Genomic DNA, 22,161 nt, shown 5'->3' with positions numbered 1-22,161 from the left:
GGTCAGCGTCAGCGCTTGCGCTTGGAGCGCGGGGCCTTCTTCGCCTTCGAATCCTGGCGGGCGGCCTCGCGGCGCTCGCGGCGCGTGCCCGGGGCCCCGTCCTGCTCGTCCGCAGAGCGACTGACCTGGGCGTTACCGTCTTCGGCGGGACCGGAGAAGGTGAGCCCACGCGGCTGCATCTCGTCGAGCCCCTTCGCCTTGAGCGCTGACGGGGCCGCCGAACGGGCCGCGTCCTGGGCGGCCTGCTGGGACGGGAGCGGCTGCGCCTGCTGCTTGGCGAGCGAGGGCCCGCCACCCGCGGTGGCTGCCGCCGAGGCCGCGGTGACGCTCACCGGGGAGCCGCCGCCCTGCGGGGTGCCGGCCTCCACCTGGAGGTTGAACAGGAACCCGACGGACTCTTCCTTGAGGCCTTCGAGCATCGCGATGAACATGTCGTAGCCCTCGCGCTGGTACTCGACGAGCGGATCGCGCTGCGCCATCGCGCGCAGGCCGATGCCCTCCTTGAGGTAGTCCATCTCGTAGAGGTGCTCACGCCACTTGCGGTCCAGCACGGACAGCAGCACGCGGCGTTCGAGCTCACGCATTCCGTTCGCGCCGGCGATCTCGTCGATCTGCTGCTCACGCTTGGCGTACGCGTCCCTGGCGTCCTCCAGCAACGCCTCGAGCAGCTCCTCCCGGCCCAGGTCCGACTCCCCGGCCTCGGCCGCGCCTACGAGCTCCTTGTAGTCGATTCCGACCGGGTACAGCGTCTTCAGGGCCGTCCAGAGCTGGTCCAGATCCCAGTCCTCGACATACCCCTCGGCGGTGGCGCCGTTGACGTACGCGGTGACCACGTCCGTGATCATCGACTCGACCTGGCCCTCGAGATCCTCGCCTTCGAGGATGCGGCGGCGCTCCTCGTAGATGACGGTGCGCTGCTGGTTCATCACCTCGTCGTACTTGAGGACGTTCTTGCGGATCTCGAAGTTCTGCTGCTCGACCTGCGTCTGTGCGCTCTTGATCGCCTTCGAGACCATCTTGGCCTCGATCGGGACATCGTCGGGCAGGTTCAGGCGCGTCATGATCGACTCGAGCGCCGCACCGTTGAAGCGCCGCATCAGTTCGTCGCCGAGCGACAGGTAGAAGCGCGACTCACCGGGATCGCCCTGACGGCCGGAACGACCGCGCAGCTGGTTGTCGATACGACGCGACTCGTGCCGCTCGGTGCCGAGCACATACAGGCCGCCGGCGGCGCGGACCTTCTCCGCGTCCGCCTTGACCTCGGCCTTGACCTTGTCGAGGACGCCCTCCCACGCGGCCTCGTACTCGTCCGGGTTGTGCACCGGGTCGAGGCCCTGCTTGCGCAGCACGAGGTCGGCGATGATGTCGGGGTTGCCGCCCAGCACGACGTCGGTGCCACGACCGGCCATGTTGGTCGCCACGGTCACGGCGCCGGAGCGTCCGGCCTCGGCGACGATCGTCGCCTCCTGCTCGTGGAACTTGGCGTTGAGCACGCTGTGCACCACGCCGCGCTTGGTGAACTGCTTCGACAGGTATTCCGAGCGCTCGACGCTGGTGGTACCGATCAGGACCGGCTGGCCGTTCTGGTGCCGCTCGACGACATCGTCGACGACGGCGTCGAACTTGGCCTCTTCGCTCTTGTAGATCAGGTCGCCGTTGTCGACACGGATCAGCGGACGGTTGGTCGGGATCGGGATGACGCCCAGGCCGTAGGTCTGGTGCAGCTCGGCGGCCTCGGTCTCGGCCGTACCCGTCATGCCCGACAGCCGGTCGTACAGGCGGAAGTAGTTCTGCAGCGTGATCGTGGCGAGGGTCTGGTTCTCGGCCTTGATCTCGACCTTCTCCTTGGCCTCGATCGCCTGGTGCATGCCCTCGTTGTAGCGGCGGCCCACCAGCACACGGCCGGTGAACTCGTCGACGATGATGACCTCGCCGTCGCGGACGATGTAGTCCTTGTCCCGCTGGTAGAGCTCCTTCGCCTTGATGGCGTTGTTGAGGTAGCTCACCAGCGGCGAGTTCGCGGCCTCGTACAGGTTGTCGATACCGAGCTGGTCCTCGACGAACTCCACACCGGCCTCGTGCACGCCGATGGTGCGCTTACGGATGTCGACCTCGTAGTGGACGTCCTTCTTGAGCAGCGGTGCGATCCGCGCGAACTCGCTGTACCACTTGCTGGACGCGTCGGCCGGACCCGAGATGATGAGCGGGGTGCGGGCCTCGTCGATGAGGATCGAGTCGACCTCGTCGACGACGGCGAAGTTGTGGCCACGCTGGACGAGGTCGTCGAGGCTGTGCGTCATGTTGTCGCGCAGGTAGTCGAAACCGAACTCGTTGTTGGTGCCGTAGGTGATGTCGGCGGCGTACGCCTTGCGACGCTGCGCGGGAGTCATCCCGGACAGGATCACGTCGATCTCGAGACCCAGGAAGCGGTGGACGCGGCCCATCCACTCCGAGTCGCGCTTGGCGAGGTAGTCGTTGACGGTGACGACGTGCACGCCGTCACTGGAGATCGCATTGAGGTACGCCGGCAGCACACAGGTCAGGGTCTTGCCCTCGCCGGTCTTCATCTCGGCGACGTTGCCGAAGTGCAGCGCCGCGCCACCCATCACCTGGACGTCGAAGTGGCGCTGGCCGAGCACGCGGCTCGCGGCCTCCCGGGCCACGGAGAATGCCTCGGGCAGCATCTCGTCGAGCGTCTCGCCGTCGGCGTAACGCTTCCGGAATTCGTCGGTCTTGGCCCGGAGTTGTTCGTCGGACAGCTTCTCGACCTCGGGAGAGAGGGAGGAGACATGGTCGGCGATGTGCTTGAGCCGCTTGACCATGCGACCTTCACCTACACGGAGCAGCTTCGATAGCGACAGTGACGGCACGGTCCTCTTTGTCCTCAATCCTCGGTGTCAGGTAATGACAAACGGAATCCGGCCGAGGTCGGGTGACCCCAGCCGGATCCCATGGTATGCGCAATCACGATCGGGCGAGTAGACCGACCGTCCGCGACATCACGCCAGACGTATCAACCCGTAGTCGAACGCGTGGCGTCGATACACGACAGAAGGCCGATCGGTCTCCTTGTCGTGGAACAGATAGAAGTCGTGCCCGACCAGCTCCATCTCGTACAGCGCGTCGTCGACGGTCATCGGCTCGGCGGAGTGGACCTTCGTGCGCACGATCTGACCCGGACCGGGCGGAGCCTCGCCGTCCAAGGACAAATCGCGGTCGATCGCCAGCGAGTCGTCCTGTGCCAGCGCGGCTGTGGCCTGCGCGACGGAGACGGGAGTCTTCTCTCCGTAGTGGACCTTGCGGCGATCCTTGGTTCGACGCAATCGACTTTCCAGTTTGGCAGTCACGGATTCGAATGCCGCGTAGAAACTGTCCGCGCTCGCTTCGGCGCGGGCGACAGGGCCCTTGCCGCGAGCCGTGATCTCGACTCGCTGGCAACTCTTCGCCTGTCGGCGATTACGTTCGTGCTGGAGTTCCACGTCGAAGTGGAAGATGGTGGGATCGAAACGCTCGAGTCGTGCGAGCTTCTCGGAAACGTAGACCCGGAAATGATCCGGCACTTCCACGTTGCGTCCTTTGACGACGATTTCGGCGTTGTTCGCGCCCGTAGTACTTGGAGCCTCCGCGTTGGCGGTGTCTTCGTCGACGAAAACCGAGGCTTGCGTAGGGGTCGTCACTCGTACCTCCCGATAAACGGCCGGCTCACATTGGTGGAGACCGGCGAGTTCGATCTCGACCGGGCGGGGAACCACCCGGCTCAGAACGTGAAATATCACCTCCCACCTGTGACTTCGGGTGTGAACGCGACGCTAGTACGTAACCGCTCCGTGTGCCACTGTTCAGCCATATTTCACCGGTGTGTCGTCTGTGACATCTGTCCCGATCCCGCGATTTCGTCGCGCCTCGAGAAGCCCCCCGGAAGGACTCGGAAGGACCCCGCAAGCCTCCGGAAGCCGTCGCGATATCCGCCCGGGATCGCCGCCGGAATTGTCCGATCAGGCCGCGGCGACAACCAATACCGCCCCGACCTGCACACCTTCCGATTCGAGAACCCGAACCGCCTCCGCCGAGGTTGCCCCGGTGGTGACGACGTCGTCCACGAGAACGACCTCGGCACCCATGCAACCGAGCCTGACGATCTCGTCGCGACGGGAAGCGGACACGCAAATCCGGCCCGCCAGATTGTCCTGCCGCTGCGCCGCCGACAGCCCGACGGAATCACGCACACCACGTCGCATCGACAGCGCCGGACAGACGTGGCAACCGGTCTCCAGCAGACGCGCGGCGGCCTGCGTGGACCGCAGCACCGGGTCTCCACCACGGGTGCGCGCCGTGCGGGCCCGCGTCGGGGCCGGAACGAGCACCAGCGGCGCCAGCTGCGGCGGATCCAACTCGCCCCAGCGCCGCAGCGTGTCGACCGCGTCCGCGAGCGCAGCGCCCAGCGGGGCTGCGAGATCTCGCCGACCCCGTTCCTTCGCCGCGATCACCGCACGCCGCCGTGGACCCGCATACGGTCCCAGCGCCCACACCGGGACGCCGGGATCCACCCGAGGATGCACCGCCACCGGGTCGTCGGACAGGGTGCGCCTGCACCGGTCGCACCACCCCGAACCGGGTTCACCGCAACCCCCGCACTCGGCGGGGAGGACCAGGTCGAGGAGTGCGCGCATGCCGGGAGTGTGCCCCGTGCCCCCGACAAGCGCCGACAGGCACCGGCAGACACCCTCGAGCACCGACGGCGGCGAGGTCAGCCCGGCAGCACCGGGACCGCATTCGTCCCGGTCAGGCCCGGAACCTCACGCCAGTACCGGTCGCCGGCTGGGTCGTTGTTGTTGAGCTGGAACACCGCTCGCGAGTCCGCGACGAACTCGGTGGTCGACGACGCGTCCACCGCCACCACCGGCGAGGTGAGGTTGCGGCTCGGCAGCGAGTCCATCCGCGAACCGTCGACGGCCAGCTGCACGACCGGCACGTCCGAACCCGAACGGGCCACGACCACCGTGTCCCCGGTGCTCCAGTCGAGCGACACCGCGGGACTGCCGAGACCGTGCGCGATGGCGCGTGGATTGGTGAGCGAGAACTCGCCGTCCGGCTGCTGCATCACCGTCGCCACATAGACCTTGCCGTCGACGATCAACGCCGCCCGGACCCCGTCGCGGGACAGCCGCAGCTCGGTGATCGGCCCGCCGATCGCATTGATCGCGCCGGTCTCGACGTTCATCGTCGTGAGCTTTCCGGTTCCGGTCTCGCGAACCACCCGCACGACGGTCGAGCCGTTGACGGCGGCCCACACGGTGGAGCCGTCGAACGCCCACGACGGCCGGGTGATCGACTGCGCCTCGAGCGCGGTCGCCACGTTTCCGTCGTAGGTCCCCACGACCAGCGCGGTCTGCGGCTCCGGCGCCGGCCGGCGTGTCTCGGCCACCGCGGCCGTGAGCGTGCCGTCCCGCGACAACGCGATCGACCGGAGATTGTCCGACGCACCGAAGTACCCGGGGACCGGCGCGACGACCCCGTCGTTCACGGAGGCCAGCCCGCCGCCGCGCAGCGCGTGGAGGCCGACGGTCGCGCTGGTCGTCGCGAGCGGATTGAGCGACGCCACGTCCGCCGTCGTCCATCCTTCGGGGTACCGCTCGTCGAGCGGCTGGCCGTCGGCCAACAGGACGTACGGACCGGAGATGTCGGCGTTTGCCAACGTCCAGACCACCTGCGCGGCAAGGAGTTCGCGCGACTGCGTGTTCATCCGCCCGAGGCCCTGGAAGTCGACGCTCACACCGCCCAGCCCCACCCCGACCTGGGAGGCTCGGCCGTCGGCCTTGGTGATGGTGCCGAGCACGGAGACCCCCGAACCCAGTTCGTTGCGCACCGCACCGGCCAGCGACGGTTTGGGACCGTCGATGAGGAGACCGATCAGCTGCGTGACCATCTGGTCCGGGCTCGCCGCGATCCAGCGAGGGTCGGGGACGACCGTCTGAGCCGTCGGGTCGAGGAAGTACAACGATTTGCGCTGATACGAATTGAGGAACTGGGGACGGTCCATGATCACGCCGTTGGGCAGATCGTCGATCCGCCATTCACCGTCCACCTTGGCCCAGCTGAACTTGGCCTCGAACGTGCCCTCCTGCGCCTGGTACAAACCGCCCGGTTCGAGCTCGCCCACCCGGTTGGCGCGAATCGTGTAGACCGCGCGGTCGGCGGTGCGTGACTCGAGGATGAGATCGATCTTGTCGACGATCGTCGCGCTCGCGGCATCGTCCCACCGCGCCGACATGTCCTTGGTCAGGTACTGCCGGGCGGCAAGATGCCGATTGGCCGGGTCGGTGCTGGCCTTGACGAAATCTCGCAGCAGCAGATCCGGCTCGCGTCCGGGCGCCGGGGCCTCCACGCTCGTACTGACCGGCGCACGCTCGATGGTCCCGATCGCCTGCGGCGTCGACGAGTCCGGCAGATTCGCACAGCCCGCCGTGCCGAGCAGCAGCGCGGCCAGCGACGCCGCGGCCACTACCGTCCGCGAGCGCCTGCCGTGGCGCACCCGAATGCCGGTCACGACTCACGCTCCCGCACCCGGGGCACCGTCGGAGACTCGTCCGGGTCCAGCTGCCGGGGAGGCCGCTCAACCGGCTGCGTCGCCGACTGGGCAGCGCCCGACCCGGCGGGCGCCATCTCGTCACCGGCCGAGGACGCGGCCGCGGGCTCAGGTTCGGGCTTGGTCGGAGGCAGCGGTTGTCCCTGGACGAGCTTCTTGGTCGACGGCTTCAGCGGGAGCGGGCTCCGGGTGACCTTGCGCCCGCGCACACGCGGCAACGTCAGGCGGAAGCACGCGCCCTCGCCGGGTTCGCCCCACGCCTCGAGCGTGCCGTTGTGCAGGTTCGCGTCCTCCACGCTGATCGCCAGGCCCAGCCCGGTTCCGCCGGAACGCCGGACGCGGGACGGGTCCGACCGCCAGAACCGGTTGAACACCAACTTCTCCTCCCCAGGGCGCAGTCCCACACCCTGGTCGCGGACGATGAAGGCGGCCGCGTCGTCGTCGGCCCGCAACCGCAACAGGACGGGCTTGCCCTCGCCGTGGTCGATCGCGTTCGCGAGCAGGTTCCGCAGGATGCGCTCCACACGGCGCGGATCGACCTCCGCGATCACTGCCTCGTCCGGCAGATCCACGATCAGTTCCGTCGAGGTCTCCTTCGCGAGGTGGCGAACGGTCGAGACCGCCGCACGCGCACACATCCGCAGGTCCAGTTGTTCGGCCGCCAGCTCCGCGACACCGGCGTCGTGCCGGGAGATCTCGAGCAGGTCCCCGAGCAGGCTCTCGAACCGGTCCAGCTCCGCGACGAGCAGCTCGGACGACCGCTTCAGGATGGGGTCGAGCTCGTCGCTGCTGTCGTGGATCAGGTCCGCGGCCATCCGGACCGTGGTGAGCGGGGTGCGCAGCTCGTGGCTCACGTCCGACGTGAACCGTTTCTGCAGATTGCCGAACTCCTCGAGCTGCGTGATCTGCTTCGACAGACTCTCGGCCATCTCGTTGAACGACATCGCGAGCCGGGCCATGTCGTCCTCGCCGCGGACCGGCATGCGTTCCTTGAGCCGGCCGTCCGCGAACCGCACCGCGATCCGGGACGCCGACCGGATCGGCATGACGACCTGGCGTGCGACGAGCATCGAGATCGCGGCGAGCAGCACCGCCAGCACCGCACCACCGATCAGCATCGTGCCCCGCACCAGGGACAGGCTGCGGTCCTCGCTCGCGAGGGGGAACACGAGGTACAGCTCGAGAGTCGAGATGTCCGACGCCGTGGGGCTGCCGATGATCAGCGCCGGACCCGAGTACCCGTTGGGGTCGGACACCGTCGCGAACTGGTAGCTGATCTGGTTGGCACGAACGAAGTCGCGCAGGCTCGCCGGGATCTGGTTCGCCGGCCCGCTCGTGGTCGGTTCCCGTGGGCCGTCCCCTGGCACGATGAGCACCGGATCGAAGGTACCTGCGGATCCGGACGTCTGACCACCGTCGGGCTGGCGGTTCGTCAGCGCCAGACGGGCAGCGTCGAGCCGCACCTGGAGCGAGCCGCTGTCGTCGGCGCCGGAGAGCTGCGCCTCGACCGTGCTGCGCGCACGATCGAGTTCCTCGGTGGCGGCGGTGATCTTCGCCTCGAGGAGCCGATCGGTGATCTGGCTGGTCAACACCACACCCAGAATCGTGATCACGATCAGCGACAGCGACAACGTCGACACGACGACGCGGAGCTGCAAAGACCGGCGCCATGCGTGGGCAAGCCAGTTGCCGCACGCTCGACACCAGCGGATCAGCGGCGAGAAAGCCCGGCTGGCTCGCCGCCGGTTCCGGCGGGCACCGATCACGGCGGTCCGGCCTTGTAGCCGACCCCCCTGACGGTAAGCACCACCTCGGGATTCTCGGGATCCTTCTCGACCTTGGCGCGCAGACGCTGCACGTGCACGTTCACCAGTCGGGTGTCCGCCGCGTGACGGTATCCCCAGACCTGCTCGAGTAGGACCTCACGGGTGAACACCTGCCGCGGCTTGCGTGCGAGGGCGACCAGCAGGTCGAACTCGAGCGGCGTGAGCGAGATGAGCGCGTTGTCGCGTGTCACCTTGTGCGCCGGCACATCGATCATGATGTCGCCGATGCTCAGGACCTCGGCCGGCTCCTCCTCCGTGCGGCGCAGGCGAGCGCGCACCCGGGCAACCAGTCCCTTCGGCTTGAACGGCTTCATGATGTAGTCGTCCGCGCCGGACTCGAGGCCCAGGACGACGTCGACCGTGTCCGTCTTGGCGGTGAGCATGACGATCGGGACACCCGATTCGGCCCGCAGCACCCGGCACACGTCGATACCGTTCATGCCCGGCAGCATGAGGTCGAGGAGCACCAGATCCGGTCGGGTCTCACGAACGGCCGACAACGCCTGGCTGCCGTCACCGACCACGAAGGGTTCGAATCCCTCACCGCGGAGCACGATGGTGAGCATCTCGGCGAGCGCCGTGTCATCGTCGACAACCAGAATCCTTGGCTTCATATCCCTATCGTTACATCTCTGAGGCTGCTAAATGCGGAAAGGCGCGTTCACTGCCGCGGCGTGCCGCTCAATGTTGCCGTCACGGACCGCCCGGTATTACTGCGCCGCGCCGCGCCGCTTATGCAAGAGTGCCAGTTTATCGGCGAGAGTGCCCGGATCCACATCGGGCGCGACGGACAACCACGGCGAGTTCCAGTCCGCGGCGGCCAGCTCCCGGTACACCTCCCCCGTGCGAGCCTGCAGGCCGCTGTCCTTCTCGTAGGCGTCCAGCGCGCGCGAACTGTCCGCGGCCTCGCGCCGACGCGCCCGTTCCTCCGCGAGCGCCACGGGCACGTCGAGGTACATCTGCAGGTCCGGCCGTGGCAGACCCAATCGGTCGAACTCGAGCTCTTCGATCCAGGTGACGAACTCGCCGTCCCCGTGCTGGTGTAGCCGGGCCGCGCCGTACGCCGCGTTGGAGGCGACGTAGCGGTCCAGGATCACCACATCGTGGCGGGCGACCAGATCCCGCAGTTGCGGTGCGGCACCGGCACGGTCGAGCGCGAACATCACCGCCATCGCGTGGACCGACTCGCTCAGGTCGCCGTGCTCCCCCTTGAGCGCCTCCGACGCGAGATCGGCATGGATCGACGCACCGTAGCGCGGGAAATCCAGCGTTGCGACCGTCAGACCGTCCTGCTCGAGCTGCGTGACGACCTTTCCGACCAGTGTCCGCTTGCCGGCACCGTCGAGCCCTTCCAGGGCGATCAGAGTTCCCACGATCGCCGAGCCTATCGGTGCCCGCGGCCGCGCCCGCGGATCCGGCCCTGCGAGGGCCGTCACAGCGCTGTCCGGATCATCCGGGGCGAACAGCAGTGGCCGGGGATCGTGTCACGATCCCCGGCCACCGTCGTCAGTGCGACCGACGCGGTCCTACGACTCGGGTCAGTAGCGGTAGTGCTCCGGCTTGTACGGGCCCTCGACGTCGACGCCGATGTACTCGGCCTGATCCTTGGTCAGCTTGGTGATCGAGCCACCGAGCGCCTCGACGTGGATCTTCGCGACCTTCTCGTCGAGGTGCTTGGGCAGGCGGTAGACCTCGTTGTCGTACTCGTCCGGCTTGGTCCACAGCTCGATCTGCGCGATCGTCTGGTTCGCGAACGAGTTCGACATCACGAACGACGGGTGGCCGGTGGCGTTGCCCAGGTTCAGCAGGCGCCCCTCGGACAGCACGATGATGCTGTGGCCGTCGGCGAAGGTGAACTCGTCGACCTGCGGCTTGATGTTGACGCGGGTGACGTCGGCGGCGCGCTCGAGGCCGGCCATGTCGATCTCGTTGTCGAAGTGACCGATGTTGCCGAGGATGGCCTGGTGCTTCATCTGCTTCATGTGCTCGAAGGAGATGATGTCCTTGTTGCCGGTCGCGGTGATCACGATGTCGGCCTCGCCGATGAACTCCTCGACGGTCTTGACGTTGAAGCCGTCCATCAGCGCCTGGAGGGCGTTGATCGGGTCGACCTCGGTGACCGTGACGCGGGCGCCCTGGCCGCGCAGCGCCTCGGCGCAGCCCTTGCCGACGTCGCCGTAGCCGCACACCAGCGCAGCCTTGCCACCGATCAGCACGTCGGTGCCGCGGTTGATGCCGTCGAGCAGCGAGTGGCGGGTGCCGTACTTGTTGTCGAACTTGCTCTTGGTGACCGAGTCGTTGACGTTGATGGCCGGGAACGCCAGCTCACCCGCGGCGGCGAACTGGTACAGCCGCAGCACGCCGGTGGTGGTCTCCTCGGTGACGCCCTTGACGTTCTCCGCGATGGCCGTCCACTTGCCGCCGTCGGCCTCGAGCGACTTGCGCAGCAGCGCCAGGAACACCTTGTACTCGTCCGAGTCGTGCTCGTCGTCGGTGGGCGGGACGACGCCGGCCTTCTCGTACTGTGCACCGCGCAGCACCAGCATCGTCGCGTCACCACCGTCGTCGAGGATCATGTTGGCGGTGGTACCGGGCCATGTGAGCATCTGCTCAGCCGCCCACCAGTACTCCTCGAGGGTCTCGCCCTTCCATGCGAACACGGGGACGCCCTTGGGCTCCTCGACGGTGCCGTGCGGGCCGACGACGACGGCCGCGGCCGCGTGATCCTGCGTCGAGAAGATGTTGCACGACGCCCATCGAACTTCAGCACCGAGAGCGACCAGCGTCTCGATCAGGACCGCGGTCTGGATGGTCATGTGCAGCGAGCCGGACACGCGAGCGCCCTTGAGCGGCAACACGTCTGCGTACTCACGACGCAGTGCCATCAGACCCGGCATCTCGTGCTCGGCCAGCCGGATCTCCTTGCGTCCGAACTCGGCGAGCGACAGATCCGCCACCTTGAAATCGATACCGTTACGGTGCTCGGCCACGGGCGCCGCTGAAACTGAGGACGTCATGTGTCTCTCCTGTTCGCTGTCTGGAATGACACCCAGGTTATCGGGTACCGATCCCACCCGGGGACGGGCCGTACCCCGTCACACGTGTGCGACGACGTCCACGAACGGGGCCAGCAGCGCGGCAAGGTCACGCGCATCGTCACCATCGGACGCGGGAGGCATCGAAACGTAACTCAGCGCGACTCGTACGACACCCCGCGCCAAGATCACCGAATCGGCCTCGGACGCCTGAATCCAACTCCGCCGGAACGTCTCCGCCAGACGCCCCGACGCCCGCTCGATGAGCGGGGCGCTGTCGGTCGTGACGATCCGCAGCAGGTCCGGTTTGGCGGCACCGGTCCGCAACGAGCACACCAGCGGGTCCTCGGTGCTCGCCTGGAAGAACGCGGCGAACCCGTCCACGAGGGCCGCGCGGGCATCCCCGACGTGCGCGTACACCGCCGACGCCACCGCATCGACGAACCGGTCGACCAATTGCAGCGCATACCCCTCCGCGAGCCCCTGACGCGACCCGAACTCGTTGTACAGCGTCTGCCGACTGATCCCGGCGACCGCGGCGACATCGGTCATCGTCACCTTCGACCAGTCCCGCTCGAGCAGCAGGTCGTGGACGGCGCCGAGGATCGACTCGCGCAGCAGCAGCCGCGAGGCCTCCTGATAGGGCACGCGGGGTTGCGACTCGGTCATGCCACCGACCCTAGTGACACTGCTCGGCTGCGCTCGACCGGCACACGGCTCAGCTTCGCTCGACCTCGACCATGAAGAAGTCCGCCTTCGCCGCCCCGCAGTCCGGGCAACGCCAATCGTCGGGGATGTCCCCCCAGCGCGTGCCGGGGGCGATGCCCTCGTCGGGCCAGCCCTCCGCCTCGTCGTACTCGAATCCGCACTGTGCGCACTGGTAGAGCTTGTACTCGTTCACGATCACCCTCCTACGGGCTCGAAATCGATCTTCTCGCGGACACCGCAGTCGGGGCAGCACCAGTCGTCCGGCACCGAATCCCACGCCGTGCCGGCCGGGAATCCCTCCCGCGGGGCGCCGACGGACTCGTCGAACACGAACTCGCACACGGGACACCGAAACGCACTCATGCCCGGCCTCCGCCCGCTCCGTGCCGCGCCAGCAACTTCTCACGCTTGGCCGGCTGCAGGTTGGCCCGCGTGACGTCGCCGTCGTAGTGCGCGAGCACGCGGCGATCCATCACCGCCCGCCAGAGCGGCGGCACGTACGCGAGCATGATCATGCTCGCGTACCCGCTGGGCAGGTTCGGCGCAATGTCCATGCTGCGCAACGTCTGATAGCGCCGTGTCGGGTTCGCGTGGTGATCGCTGTGCCGCTGCAGGTGGTAGAGGAAGATGTTGGTGCAGATGTGATCGCTGTTCCAGCTGTGCGCCGGCGTGCAGCGCTCGTAACGTCCACTGTCGGTGCGCTGCCGGAGCAGGCCGTAGTGCTCGAGATAGTTCACCGTCTCGAGCAGGGAGAATCCGAACACCGCCTGCAGCAACAGGAACGGGGCCACCTCCCAACCGAAGATCGCGATCATCGCGCCGAAGAGCACGACCGACATCAACCAGGCGTTGAGGACGTCGTTGCGAATCGTCCACGGCCCCTTGCCGAGCCGTTCCAAACGAACCTTCTCCAGCGCCCAGGACGACCGCAGACTCCCCCACACGCTGCGCGGCAGGAAGGCCCAGAAGCTTTCGCCCAGGCGGGAACTCGCGGGATCCTCCGGCGTTGCGACCCGGACGTGATGGCCACGGTTGTGCTCGATGTAGAAGTGTCCGTAGAAGGACTGCGCGAGGGTGATCTTCGACAGCCACCGCTCGAGATCGTCCTTCTTGTGCCCCAGCTCGTGCGCGGTGTTGATTCCGATGCCGGCCACACACCCGACACTGATGGCCAGGCCGATCTTCGACACCAGCCCCAGCCCGCCGTCGATACCGAGCCAGCTCAGATCGTCGGCCGACCACAGGTAACAGGCGACCACCACCGTCACGATCTGCAGCGGGATGTAGGCGTAGGTACACCAGCGGTAGTACCGGTCGTTCTCGAGTTGCTCCATCACCTCATCGGGCGGGTTCTGCCCGTCCGCACCGAAGGCCAGGTCGAGGATCGGCAGCAGCACGTACACCAGCAGCGGGCCGATCCACCACCAGATGGGCGCCACCGCCTCCAGGCCCACCCGGTTCGTCAGCCACACCAAGCCCAGCGCCAGGAAGATCGCGGTGGGCGGGATGAGCCCCAGTAGCCACAGATAGCGCTTCTTGTCCCGCCAGACCCCAGCGTCGGCGGTCGCATGCGTCGCCATCGACGTCCCCTTCCACGAGCCCGCCCACTATGAGCAGGATCACCATGAAATGGACGATACGCGTCGATACGTATGACGTCTAGACAATCACGTCGATTTGTAAATCGATCAGGTGGTGTCGCTTTTCGCCGCACGGGCCCGGATGCTCAGCATCGAGTGCCGGCGACTGTAGGCGAAGTACACGACCACGCCGATCGCCATCCAGACGACGAACCGCAGCCACGTCTCGACCGACAGATTCACCATGAGCCACACACACGCGATGACCGCGAGGATCGGGACCAGCGGCACGAGGGGCACCCGGAATCCGCGCGGCAGGTCGGGACGGGTCCGCCGCAGCACCACGACGCCGATCGACACCAACACGAACGCGAACAGCGTGCCGATGTTCACCATCTCCTCGAGCGTGCCGATCGGGAAGAAGGCCGCGAGGAGTCCGACGATGACGCCGACGAGAACCGTGATCCGCACCGGCGTCCCGTGCTTGCCGGTGGGCGCGAGCGACCGGGGCATCAGGCCGTCGCGGGACATCGCGAACAACACGCGTGTCTGCCCCAGCATCAGGACCATCACCACCGTCGTGAGGCCCGCCAGCGCGCCGAACGAGATGAGGTTCTTGGCCCAGTCCATTCCGTTGAGTGCGAACGCCGTCGCGAGCGTGGAGTTGTCGCCCGCCAGTTCGGTGTAGTTCACCATCCCGGTGAGCACGAGCGAGACCGCCACGTACAGCACCGTCACGATCGCGAGCGAGCCGAGAATGCCTCGCGGCAAGGCGGTCTGCGGATCCTTGGTCTCCTCCGCGGTGGTCGCGACCACGTCGAAACCGATGAACGCGAAGAACACCAGACTGGCGGCGGCGAGCAGGCCGTACCAACCGAACGTGCTGCCACCGGCGCCCGTGACGTACGAGAACAGCGACTGGTGGATGCCCTCCCCGGTGGAGCCGGACTCGGACGGCGGAATGTAGGGCGAGTAGTTGGATGCCTTGATGAAGAAGGCCCCGACCACCACCACGAAGAGCACGACCGCCACCTTGATCGCGGTGATCACCGCCGAGACCCGCGACGACAACTTCGTGCCCGTCGCCAACAGCACCGTGATGACCGCGACGATCAGGACCGCACCCCAGTCGATCTTCAGCGACCCGACATGCACGATCGGCGTGGCACTTCCGAGGACCTCACCGAGATACAGCGACCAGCCCTTCGCAACCACCGAGGCCGCGAGCGCGAACTCGAGGATGAGATCCCAGCCGATGATCCACGCGACGAACTCACCGAACGTCGCGTACGAGAAGGTATATGCGCTGCCCGCGACGGGCACGGTCGACGCGAACTCGGCGTAACACAGCGCGGCCAGTGCGCACGAGACTGCGGCGAAGGCGAACGCGAGCGACACCGAGGGTCCAGCAACGTTGCCGGCGGTGCGGGCCGTCAAGGTGAAGATGCCGGCGCCGATCACGACCGCGACCCCGAACACCGTCAGGTCCCACGCGGTCAGGTCCTTGCGGAGTTTGGTCTCCGGTTCGTCGGTCTCGAGAATCGACTGTTCGATCGACTTGGTCCGAAACAGCCCGGAGCGGGGCTTCGCCGCCTTCCGGTCGGGTGTCACCATCACGTCCTCCTCGGGAGGTAGGGATGGTCGTCAGCCTATGCCCGGACGCGGACCGCAGCACGGTTTCCGGATCGGCTACCCCGCGGTGGCGCGGTACAGGTCGGGTTCGAGATAGATCAGGCGAGCGGCCGGAACCGCGGCCCGTACCCGTGCTTCGGCCTCGTCGATCGCGGTCGCGACGTCCTCGATGTCGGCGCCCGGCGTGATCGCGACCTTGGCCGCGACCAGGATCTCCTCGGGCCCCAGATACTGGGTCCGGCAGTGGATCACACGATCGATCCGGACACCGTCGACGAGCGCTGACAGGATCCGGTTCTCCTCGTCCTGCGTCGCGCCCTCACCGATCAGCAGGCTCTTCATCTCGACGATGAGCACGATCGCGATGATGCCCAGCAGGGCACCGATGCAGAGGGTGCCGACGCCGTCCCACACCGGATCGCCGGTGGCCATCGTCAACCCGACGCCGCCTAGCGCGAGAACCAGACCGATGAGGGCACCGGTGTCCTCGAGCAGTACGACCGGCAGTTCGGGGGTGCGCGACGTGCGGATGAAACCCCACCAGGTCGCCTTCCCCTTCAGCGGGCGGGATTCCTTGACCGCGGTGAGGAAGCTGTACGACTCGAGTCCGATCGCGACCAGCAGGATCACGATCGCCACCATCGGCGACGACAGGCCCTCCGGGTGCTGGATCTTGTGGATGCCCTCGTAGATCGCGAACAGCGAACCGAGGGTGAACAGCACGAGCGCCACGACGAACGAGTAGAAGTACCGGTTGCGCCCGTAGCCGAACTGGTGGAGCTGGTCGGCCTGCTTCTCGGCACGGTTCTGACCGAACAGCAGCAGCCCCTGATTGGACGTATCGGCGACCGAGTGAACCGATTCGGCCAGCATCGAGGACGACCCCGTGATGAGGAAGCCGGTGAACTTGGCGACCGCGATTCCCGCATTCGCGGTCAGTGCCGCGAGGATCGCCCTCTTGCCCCCGTGAGCCGACACCGGCTTCTCCTCTCGTCGAATTCGAGTGGATCACACGCTACGGGCACTCAGTGGGTCACATCGCCGACGGCAGCACGGAAGATCTGGGTGTCGTCGGCACATGCCTGAATGTGAACCGCGTTGTCCGACGCGGAGATCCACGCGGCTGCACCCCGCTCGAGCATCAGCGACTGCGAATCGCACTCCAGTTTCGCGGCACCCGACGTGCACAGCAGGATCTGCGGACCGTCCGGTTCGAACATGGTGGCCGCGTCCGGACCCGCCCCCGACGCATCGAGGTCGATCCGGGACAGTACGAACTCCGGGGCCGGCGTCCGGTACGTCGACTCCCCCACCCGGCCGGTCGCGACCGACGTCAGAACGGGAACATCCACCGACTCGAAATCCAACACCCGCAACAGTTCCGGGACGTCGACGTGCTTGGGCGTGAGGCCACCGCGCAGCACGTTGTCGGAGTTCGCCATGATCTCCACCGCGGTCCCGTGCAGATAGGCGTGGAGGTTGCCGGCGTCCAGGAAGAGTCCCTGCCCCGGCTCGAGGGTCACCCGGTTGAGCAGCAGGGACGCCATGACCCCCGCGTCCCCGGGATAGCCCTCGCTCAGCTCCAGCGCCGTCCGCGCCTCCTGTGCGAACTCCGCCGTCCCCGACCCCGTGGCCGACAGGTACGCGACGCACCCGTCGAGCACCGCCGGCAGCAGAGCCGCGAGCGCGTGCGGCGGCAACGTGATCCACGTCGTGAACAGGGCCCGCAGGCCGTCCGGGTCGGGCTGCCCGGCGAGCAGACCCGCGTAGGGCTCGAGCTCCGGCACGTTCAGGGCGCTCAGCAGGCGCACCGTCCGGTGCGGATCACGGAAGCCGGCGAGCGCCTCGAACCGGGTGAGCGCCACGACGAGTTCGGGCTTGTGGCTCGCGTCGCGGTAGTTCCGTTCCGCCGAGTCGACGGGGATACCGGACGCCTCCTCGCGCGCGAAGCCCTCGCGGGCCTGCTCGGCGCTCGGGTGAGCCTGCAAGGACAACGGCTCGTCGGCGGCGAGCACCTTGAGCAGGAAGGGCAGCCGCTCCCCGAACGCAGCGATGCTCCGCTCGCCCAGTTCCCGGGCCGGGTTGTCGTCGACGACGTCGCGCAAGGAACGGCTGTCGCCGTCCTCGATCACTCGCGCGGGATCACCGGGATGCGCTCCCAGCCACAGTTCTGCCTCCGGATGTGCGCTGGGGCTCGGACGTCCGCACAGTTCCGCGAGCGCGGTCCGTGACCCCCAGGCGTAGGACCGGAGCGCACCTTCGAGTTGGCGCACTAGTTACCACCGATCAAACGTAGGTAGGCCGCGCTCATCTCGAGCCGACCGACGAGTACTGCTATCTGCTCGATCTCCGTCCGAGTCGCGGACACCGCCGGGGAATCGGCCGGTGATCCGGGCGGCGCGTCGTATCGGGGACCGGCCGTCGCCGCTTCCGATTCCGCGACGACGAGGTCGACATCCGGCAGTGCCGCGACGCGACGCTCGACGAGCGGCCGATTCGCCTCCGCGGCGAACACCAGCACCCGCAGCGGCGCGCCCGGTGGCGGGCCGTCGAGCTGATCGTCGTGGAAGAACGGGTCGTATCCGGCCGGTGCAGCCGGATTCGCCGCCGAGAACTTCCGCACCCCGGAGACGACGTCGGCCAGCTCCGCAGCCGCGGCCACGCCCGCACCCATGCGGAGCAGGGTCTCGCTCCCGTGGCGCGCGAGGTGGGTGGTGGCGCGGGTGTCGCCGCTGAAGACCACCCGGCGGCCCTGCATGCGCGCCGCCAGGGATTTGGCCGGATTGTGGAAGACCTCGTTGCGGGGGTGGTCGCGGAGTGCCTCCTCGTCGACCGCGTCCGCGAGCCGACCCAGGTCGGGGCACACCTTGGCGGTCCGTTCCCCCTCGACCGCGATCAGCACCGCGAGGAACGCTGCGAGGTACCGCAGCAGGCCATGATGATCCGGAACCGCGATCCGCGGCGGGAGGACCGTCGCACGACCCGCGCCGGCGGCACGGAGGGGGCCCTCGTCGGGTGCGGCGACGACCACTTCCGCGCCTCGGCGCAACGCACTGTCCACGGACTCGACGAGCCGTGGATCGCCGGCATCGTCACCGGCGACGACCAGGACGTCGAGTGGCCCGACCCACGGCGGCGCACCGACGCTGACGACCAGCGGCATGCCGGTCCGGCCGCCGAGGGCCGCCACGACGATCTCGGCGGCCCGCGACGCACTTCCGTCACCGGTGACGAACACGATGCTGCGCGGCTGCAGGCCGCGCAGCCTGACCAGCCCGTCCTCCTCGACGGCGGCTTGGGTGGCACGAATCTGAGCGCCGCCGAGCGCGGCGAAACGGAGCACGCCGTCGACGTCGGCGGCCAGCAGAGCATCGGCGTCATCGAGATCGAGCAGAGACGACGGAGCTGTCATCACGAACTCACCTCCCTTTCCCCGAGTCCCTGTTCCCCGACGAGATCAGGTGCCTCGAGTATCCCAGCAATTCGATGACTAGGCGCGGACTGCTCCGAGGATCTCGGCAACGAGAGCATCGACATCGGCCGACGTGCGCGCCTCGACGTTGAGGCGCAGCAGCGGCTCGGTGTTGGACGCGCGCAGGTTGAACCATGCCCCGTCGCCGAGGTCGACCGTGACGCCGTCCAGGCGATCGACGGAGACGGTCCGGTCCGCGAAGAGGTCGACGACGGCGGCCGTCCGTTCGGCGGCGTCGGCGACCGTCGAGTTGATCTCCCCGGACGCGGCGTAGGCCTCGTACGACTGCATCAGCTCCGACAGCGGACGATCCTGTTCGCCGAGGGCCGCCAGTACGTGCAGGGCCGCCAGCATGCCCGAATCGGCGCCCCAGAAGTCACGGAAGTAGTAGTGGGCGGAGTGCTCGCCGCCGAACACCGCACCCGTCTCGGCCATCTGCTGCTTGATGAAGGAGTGACCGACGCGGGTGCGCACGGCGGTGCCGCCGAGCTTCTCGACCAGTTCCGGCACGAAACGGGACGTGATCAGGTTGTGGATCACCGTGGCCCCGGGCTCCTTCGCGAGCTCGCGGTCGGCGACGAGCGCGGTCACCGCGGACGGCGAGACCGGGTTGCCCTTCTCGTCGACGACGAAGCAGCGGTCGGCGTCGCCGTCGAAGGCCAGACCGATGTCCGCGCCCGTGGCACGCACGTGTTCCTGCAGATCCACCAGGTTGGCGGGATCGAGGGGGTTGGCCTCGTGGTTGGGGAAGCTGCCGTCGAGCTCGAAGTACAGCGGAAGCACGGTGACGGGCATCGGCCCGAAGACGGCCGGGACGGTGTGTCCGCCCATGCCGTTGCCGGCGTCGACGGCGATCTTCAGCGGCCGCAGCTCGGCAAGGTCGACCAGGCCGCGGACAAAACTGGCGTACTGGTCGAGGAGCTCCTCCTCGGAGACCTGTCCGACCGGACCGTCGTACGCGGGGACGCCCTCGGCGACCTCGCGCGTGATCACGCCGAGGCCGGTGTCCTGGCCGACGGGCTTGGCACCGGCGCGGCACAGCTTGATGCCGTTGTACTTGGCGGGGTTGTGGCTCGCGGTGAACATCGCACCCGGGCAGTCGAGGATTCCGGACGCGAAGTACAGCTGGTCGGTGGACGCCAGGCCGATGTGGATCACGTCGAGGCCCTGCGCGACGACGCCCTCCGCGAAGGCACGGGACAGTTCGGGTGACGACTCACGCATGTCGTGGCCGATCGCGACCCGGGTCACGGCCTCGGCACCGGACTGCTCGTCACGCACCAGTCGGGCGAACGAGGCGCCCACGTCACGCACGAAGTCTGTATCGATCTGTTCTCCCACGACGCCACGGACGTCGTAGGCCTTGATCACGGCATTCACGGATTCGACAGATCGAGCCACTTCTGGTTACTCCTGCTTTTCGTAGATGCGACACATAGTTCGTCCACTGAGGTTTGTTCGCCGACCGAGTTGGTTCGACTTGGCCGTCCCACAGAGCCTAGTGGGGAGCAGGCCAACCGCGCTTCCTGAGCGAGATGTCCGGATACGTCGGCCGAGGTCGAGCAGGAAAAGGACAGATCAGGCACGGGCCGAAGCCCCGATGGAACCGATCAGTTCGCGGGGTCGGGTAAGACCCGGAGGTGCCCGCGACGCCCGGTGCGGGCGGTGGGCGGTGCCGACGGAGAGGCTGCGCCGGAGCGCGGATCGGATGCGGATCCGTCGTTGCGGGGACGCTCGCCGAGGCCGGCCTCCCGGACCGCTTCCGCAAGCGCGGTGAGGTCGTCCTCGTCGGGTGTGCTGGAGGAGAATCCGCCCTCGTACCGCACGAGTTCCCAGCCCTTGGGGGCGGTTATCCGCGATGCGTGGGTCTCGCACAGATCCCACGAATGGGGCTCGGCGACGGTGGCCAACGGGCCGACCACAGCGGTCGAATCGGAGTAGACGTACGTCAAGGTCGCGACAGCAGGGTTCTTGCACCCAGGCCGGCAGCATCGACGCAGTGATCTCACAAGGAAGGAGACTAACCCCATGTGTCCGGTTGGCCTACTCGGACACACCGACGCGACCGAGACGTGATGCGGAGGGCGGGCCGGAACGTGACGCGGTGGGGATGTCGGGGCACCGCTGTAATGTCCCCTTCATGGCCAGAGCTCGTCGTCCCCGCCCGCTGACGTCACGTTCGGTCGCGCGGCGAGGTCGCGGAATCCGCGGTCCATTGTTTCCGCCGGATCTACCGGCGGCGCGGACGCGCGCAGAGAAGTTCGATCAGCTGGTTCTGGGCGCGTTCGAGCCCATCGACGCGCGTTGGCACGATCGCTTGACGAAGCTCGACATTGCGGTGGACGACGTGCCACGGATACGCGCGATCGATCCGGATTCGGTGAACTGGCCGCCGGAGGTGGTGGCGGACGGTCCGGTGCCGCTGTCGCGGCTCATTCCGGCCGGCATCGATCGTCACGGGACCGCGACGCGGGCACGTATCGTGCTGTTCCGGCGCCCGATCGAGTTGCGCGCCAAGGATCCTCACGACCTCGAGGATCTGGTTCACGACGTGCTCGTGGAGCAGGTGTCGACGTATCTCGGGGTCGACCCCGACGTTGTCGACCCCGATCTCCCGGAGGCCGACGAGTAGTGACGAACTAGACGATTCCGCGCTTGAGGCGCCGGCGCTCCCGCTCGGAGAGCCCACCCCAGATGCCGAATCGCTCGTCATTGGCGAGCGCGTACTCGAGGCATTCCCCGCGCACCTCGCACCCCATGCAGATGCGCTTGGCCTCGCGGGTGGATCCACCCTTTTCAGGGAAGAACGCCTCGGGATCGGTCTGCGCGCACAGCGCGCGGTCCTGCCACTGATCCTCGATGGAGTCGAACATCTCGTCGAAACCTGGGATCAGACTGAGCTGCGGCACTGTCACTCCGAGCTCGAACTCGTCGTAGCTGACGCCTACTGCTGCGCCCGCTTCGGAATCGGTCCGCGGTTCGTCGCCGACCACGCTCAGAGGAGTTTCGAACTCGTATTGCTGATAGGGCATCGCTCCGCCTCCTCACCTGTATTAGCGCAGAAAATGTCGATTGATCTCGAATTCCGTGCTGTCGTTCCCACCCCGACACCCGTCCTGACAACCGCCCGAACGATGGTTCGAGTCGAGGGCCGCTCCAAGTGAACTCGCCCCTCGAACTTGGAATGACATACATGTGATTAGACATGCCCTGGCGTGTCGGGTCAAGCTGAAACCGAAAAGTCGTTTACCATCCGCCGCCCGTCGCACAGCGTGGTACAACCCGGCCGATGAGACGGCGTCGACCAGCACGCGGCGGGACC

The 22,161-nt window shown here is 67.5% G+C and carries 20 protein-coding genes; 1 reads left to right on the top strand and 19 read right to left on the bottom strand.

The genetic code is table 11. The features are described from left to right. Positions 1-8: 8 nt before the first annotated feature. The 18 genes from secA to J2X34_RS21450 form a co-directional block, all read right to left on the bottom strand. Positions 9-2,822 (bottom strand): preprotein translocase subunit SecA, encoded by a 2,814-nt coding sequence (gene secA, locus J2X34_RS21535; protein ID WP_429519731.1) that lies wholly within the window; start codon positions 2,820-2,822, stop codon positions 9-11. A 177-nt stretch (positions 2,823-2,999) separates the two neighbouring features. Then, positions 3,000-3,677, bottom strand: a complete 678-nt coding sequence (gene hpf / locus J2X34_RS21530) for a ribosome hibernation-promoting factor, HPF/YfiA family (RefSeq protein WP_114721931.1) — start codon at positions 3,675-3,677, stop codon at positions 3,000-3,002. 318 nt (positions 3,678-3,995) lie between these two features. Then, complete coding sequence (locus tag J2X34_RS21525; protein ID WP_114721930.1) at positions 3,996-4,670, bottom strand: ComF family protein; 675 nt, start codon at positions 4,668-4,670, stop codon at positions 3,996-3,998. Positions 4,671-4,747: 77 nt separating this feature from the next. Then, positions 4,748-6,502 (bottom strand): MtrAB system accessory lipoprotein LpqB, encoded by a 1,755-nt coding sequence (gene lpqB, locus J2X34_RS21520; RefSeq protein ID WP_397484713.1) that lies wholly within the window; start codon positions 6,500-6,502, stop codon positions 4,748-4,750. Positions 6,503-6,543: 41 nt separating this feature from the next. After that, positions 6,544-8,352 (bottom strand): MtrAB system histidine kinase MtrB, encoded by a 1,809-nt coding sequence (gene mtrB / locus J2X34_RS21515; RefSeq protein WP_114721929.1) that lies wholly within the window; start codon positions 8,350-8,352, stop codon positions 6,544-6,546. Beyond that, positions 8,349-9,026 carry an MtrAB system response regulator MtrA gene (gene mtrA, locus J2X34_RS21510; protein WP_429519726.1) on the bottom strand — a complete coding sequence of 226 codons (678 nt, stop codon included), beginning with the start codon at positions 9,024-9,026 and terminating at the stop codon, positions 8,349-8,351. Before mtrA ends, mtrB begins: the two co-directional genes overlap by 4 nt. 96 nt (positions 9,027-9,122) lie before the next feature. Next, the gene (locus J2X34_RS21505; RefSeq protein ID WP_114721927.1) at positions 9,123-9,785 is read right to left on the bottom strand and encodes a dTMP kinase; all 663 of its coding nucleotides are present in this window, start codon (positions 9,783-9,785) and stop codon (positions 9,123-9,125) included. Positions 9,786-9,950: 165 nt separating this feature from the next. Further along, positions 9,951-11,429: an adenosylhomocysteinase gene (gene ahcY / locus J2X34_RS21500; protein WP_174911941.1), complete on the bottom strand. Its 1,479-nt coding sequence runs from the start codon at positions 11,427-11,429 to the stop codon at positions 9,951-9,953. Between the two features lie 78 nt (positions 11,430-11,507). Then, on the bottom strand, positions 11,508-12,116 hold the full coding sequence (locus J2X34_RS21495) for a TetR family transcriptional regulator (RefSeq protein WP_114721925.1): 609 nt from the start codon (positions 12,114-12,116) through the stop codon (positions 11,508-11,510). Positions 12,117-12,165: 49 nt separating this feature from the next. Then, positions 12,166-12,348: a rubredoxin gene (locus tag J2X34_RS21490; protein ID WP_114722009.1), complete on the bottom strand. Its 183-nt coding sequence runs from the start codon at positions 12,346-12,348 to the stop codon at positions 12,166-12,168. 2 nt (positions 12,349-12,350) lie between these two features. Then, complete coding sequence (locus tag J2X34_RS21485; protein ID WP_114721924.1) at positions 12,351-12,518, bottom strand: rubredoxin; 168 nt, start codon at positions 12,516-12,518, stop codon at positions 12,351-12,353. Further along, positions 12,515-13,735, bottom strand: coding sequence for an alkane 1-monooxygenase (locus J2X34_RS21480; RefSeq protein ID WP_429519720.1), 1,221 nt, complete (start codon positions 13,733-13,735; stop codon positions 12,515-12,517). The genes J2X34_RS21485 and J2X34_RS21480 overlap by 4 nt, the downstream gene beginning before the upstream one ends. 108 nt (positions 13,736-13,843) lie before the next feature. Next, positions 13,844-15,349: an amino acid permease gene (locus J2X34_RS21475; protein WP_174911954.1), complete on the bottom strand. Its 1,506-nt coding sequence runs from the start codon at positions 15,347-15,349 to the stop codon at positions 13,844-13,846. Positions 15,350-15,424: 75 nt separating this feature from the next. Further along, positions 15,425-16,345 (bottom strand): cation diffusion facilitator family transporter, encoded by a 921-nt coding sequence (locus J2X34_RS21470; protein ID WP_429519718.1) that lies wholly within the window; start codon positions 16,343-16,345, stop codon positions 15,425-15,427. A 47-nt stretch (positions 16,346-16,392) separates the two neighbouring features. Next, complete coding sequence (gene manA / locus J2X34_RS21465) at positions 16,393-17,640, bottom strand: mannose-6-phosphate isomerase, class I (RefSeq protein ID WP_174911961.1); 1,248 nt, start codon at positions 17,638-17,640, stop codon at positions 16,393-16,395. Then, positions 17,640-18,779 (bottom strand): tobH protein, encoded by a 1,140-nt coding sequence (locus J2X34_RS21460; RefSeq protein WP_114721919.1) that lies wholly within the window; start codon positions 18,777-18,779, stop codon positions 17,640-17,642. Before J2X34_RS21460 ends, manA begins: the two co-directional genes overlap by 1 nt. A gap of 78 nt (positions 18,780-18,857) precedes the next feature. After that, complete coding sequence (locus J2X34_RS21455) at positions 18,858-20,240, bottom strand: phosphomannomutase/phosphoglucomutase (protein ID WP_114721918.1); 1,383 nt, start codon at positions 20,238-20,240, stop codon at positions 18,858-18,860. Positions 20,241-20,449: 209 nt separating this feature from the next. After that, positions 20,450-20,848, bottom strand: coding sequence for a DUF3499 domain-containing protein (locus J2X34_RS21450; RefSeq protein ID WP_429519716.1), 399 nt, complete (start codon positions 20,846-20,848; stop codon positions 20,450-20,452). Between the two features lie 131 nt (positions 20,849-20,979). Between J2X34_RS21450 and J2X34_RS21445 the strand changes: the two genes are divergently transcribed. After that, entirely contained in the window at positions 20,980-21,471 is a 492-nt protein-coding gene (locus J2X34_RS21445) for a metallopeptidase family protein (RefSeq protein ID WP_114721916.1), read from the top strand. Positions 21,472-21,478: 7 nt separating this feature from the next. Here J2X34_RS21445 and J2X34_RS21440 read toward each other — a convergent pair whose 3' ends face one another. Beyond that, on the bottom strand, positions 21,479-21,712 hold the full coding sequence (locus tag J2X34_RS21440; protein ID WP_174914882.1) for a WhiB family transcriptional regulator: 234 nt from the start codon (positions 21,710-21,712) through the stop codon (positions 21,479-21,481). Between the last annotated feature and the right edge of the window lie 449 nt (positions 21,713-22,161).

Source organism: Rhodococcus sp. BE178 (assembly GCF_050433545.1).
Taxonomy (GTDB): domain Bacteria; phylum Actinomycetota; class Actinomycetes; order Mycobacteriales; family Mycobacteriaceae; genus Prescottella.
The sequence above is the reverse complement of the archived record's forward strand: the minus strand, read 5'-3'. Positions and strand labels throughout refer to the sequence as shown.

Bases quoted from the DNA above. Each gene is read 5' to 3' on its own strand.
- secA (WP_429519731.1), bottom strand. From the start codon at position 2,822: ATGGTCAAGCGGCTCAAGCACATCGCCGACCATGTCTCCTCCCTCTCT.
- J2X34_RS21525 (WP_114721930.1), bottom strand. From the start codon at position 4,670: ATGCGCGCACTCCTCGACCTGGTCCTCCCCGCCGAGTGCGGGGGTTGC.
- mtrA (WP_429519726.1), bottom strand. From the start codon at position 9,026: ATGAAGCCAAGGATTCTGGTTGTCGACGATGACACGGCGCTCGCCGAG.
- ahcY (WP_174911941.1), bottom strand. From the start codon at position 11,429: ATGACGTCCTCAGTTTCAGCGGCGCCCGTGGCCGAGCACCGTAACGGT.
- J2X34_RS21495 (WP_114721925.1), bottom strand. From the start codon at position 12,116: ATGACCGAGTCGCAACCCCGCGTGCCCTATCAGGAGGCCTCGCGGCTG.
- J2X34_RS21485 (WP_114721924.1), bottom strand. From the start codon at position 12,518: ATGAGTGCGTTTCGGTGTCCCGTGTGCGAGTTCGTGTTCGACGAGTCC.
- J2X34_RS21480 (WP_429519720.1), bottom strand. From the start codon at position 13,735: ATGGCGACGCATGCGACCGCCGACGCTGGGGTCTGGCGGGACAAGAAG.
- J2X34_RS21475 (WP_174911954.1), bottom strand. From the start codon at position 15,349: ATGGTGACACCCGACCGGAAGGCGGCGAAGCCCCGCTCCGGGCTGTTT.
- J2X34_RS21460 (WP_114721919.1), bottom strand. From the start codon at position 18,779: ATGACAGCTCCGTCGTCTCTGCTCGATCTCGATGACGCCGATGCTCTG.
- J2X34_RS21445 (WP_114721916.1), top strand. From the start codon at position 20,980: ATGGCCAGAGCTCGTCGTCCCCGCCCGCTGACGTCACGTTCGGTCGCG.
- J2X34_RS21440 (WP_174914882.1), bottom strand. From the start codon at position 21,712: ATGTTCGACTCCATCGAGGATCAGTGGCAGGACCGCGCGCTGTGCGCG.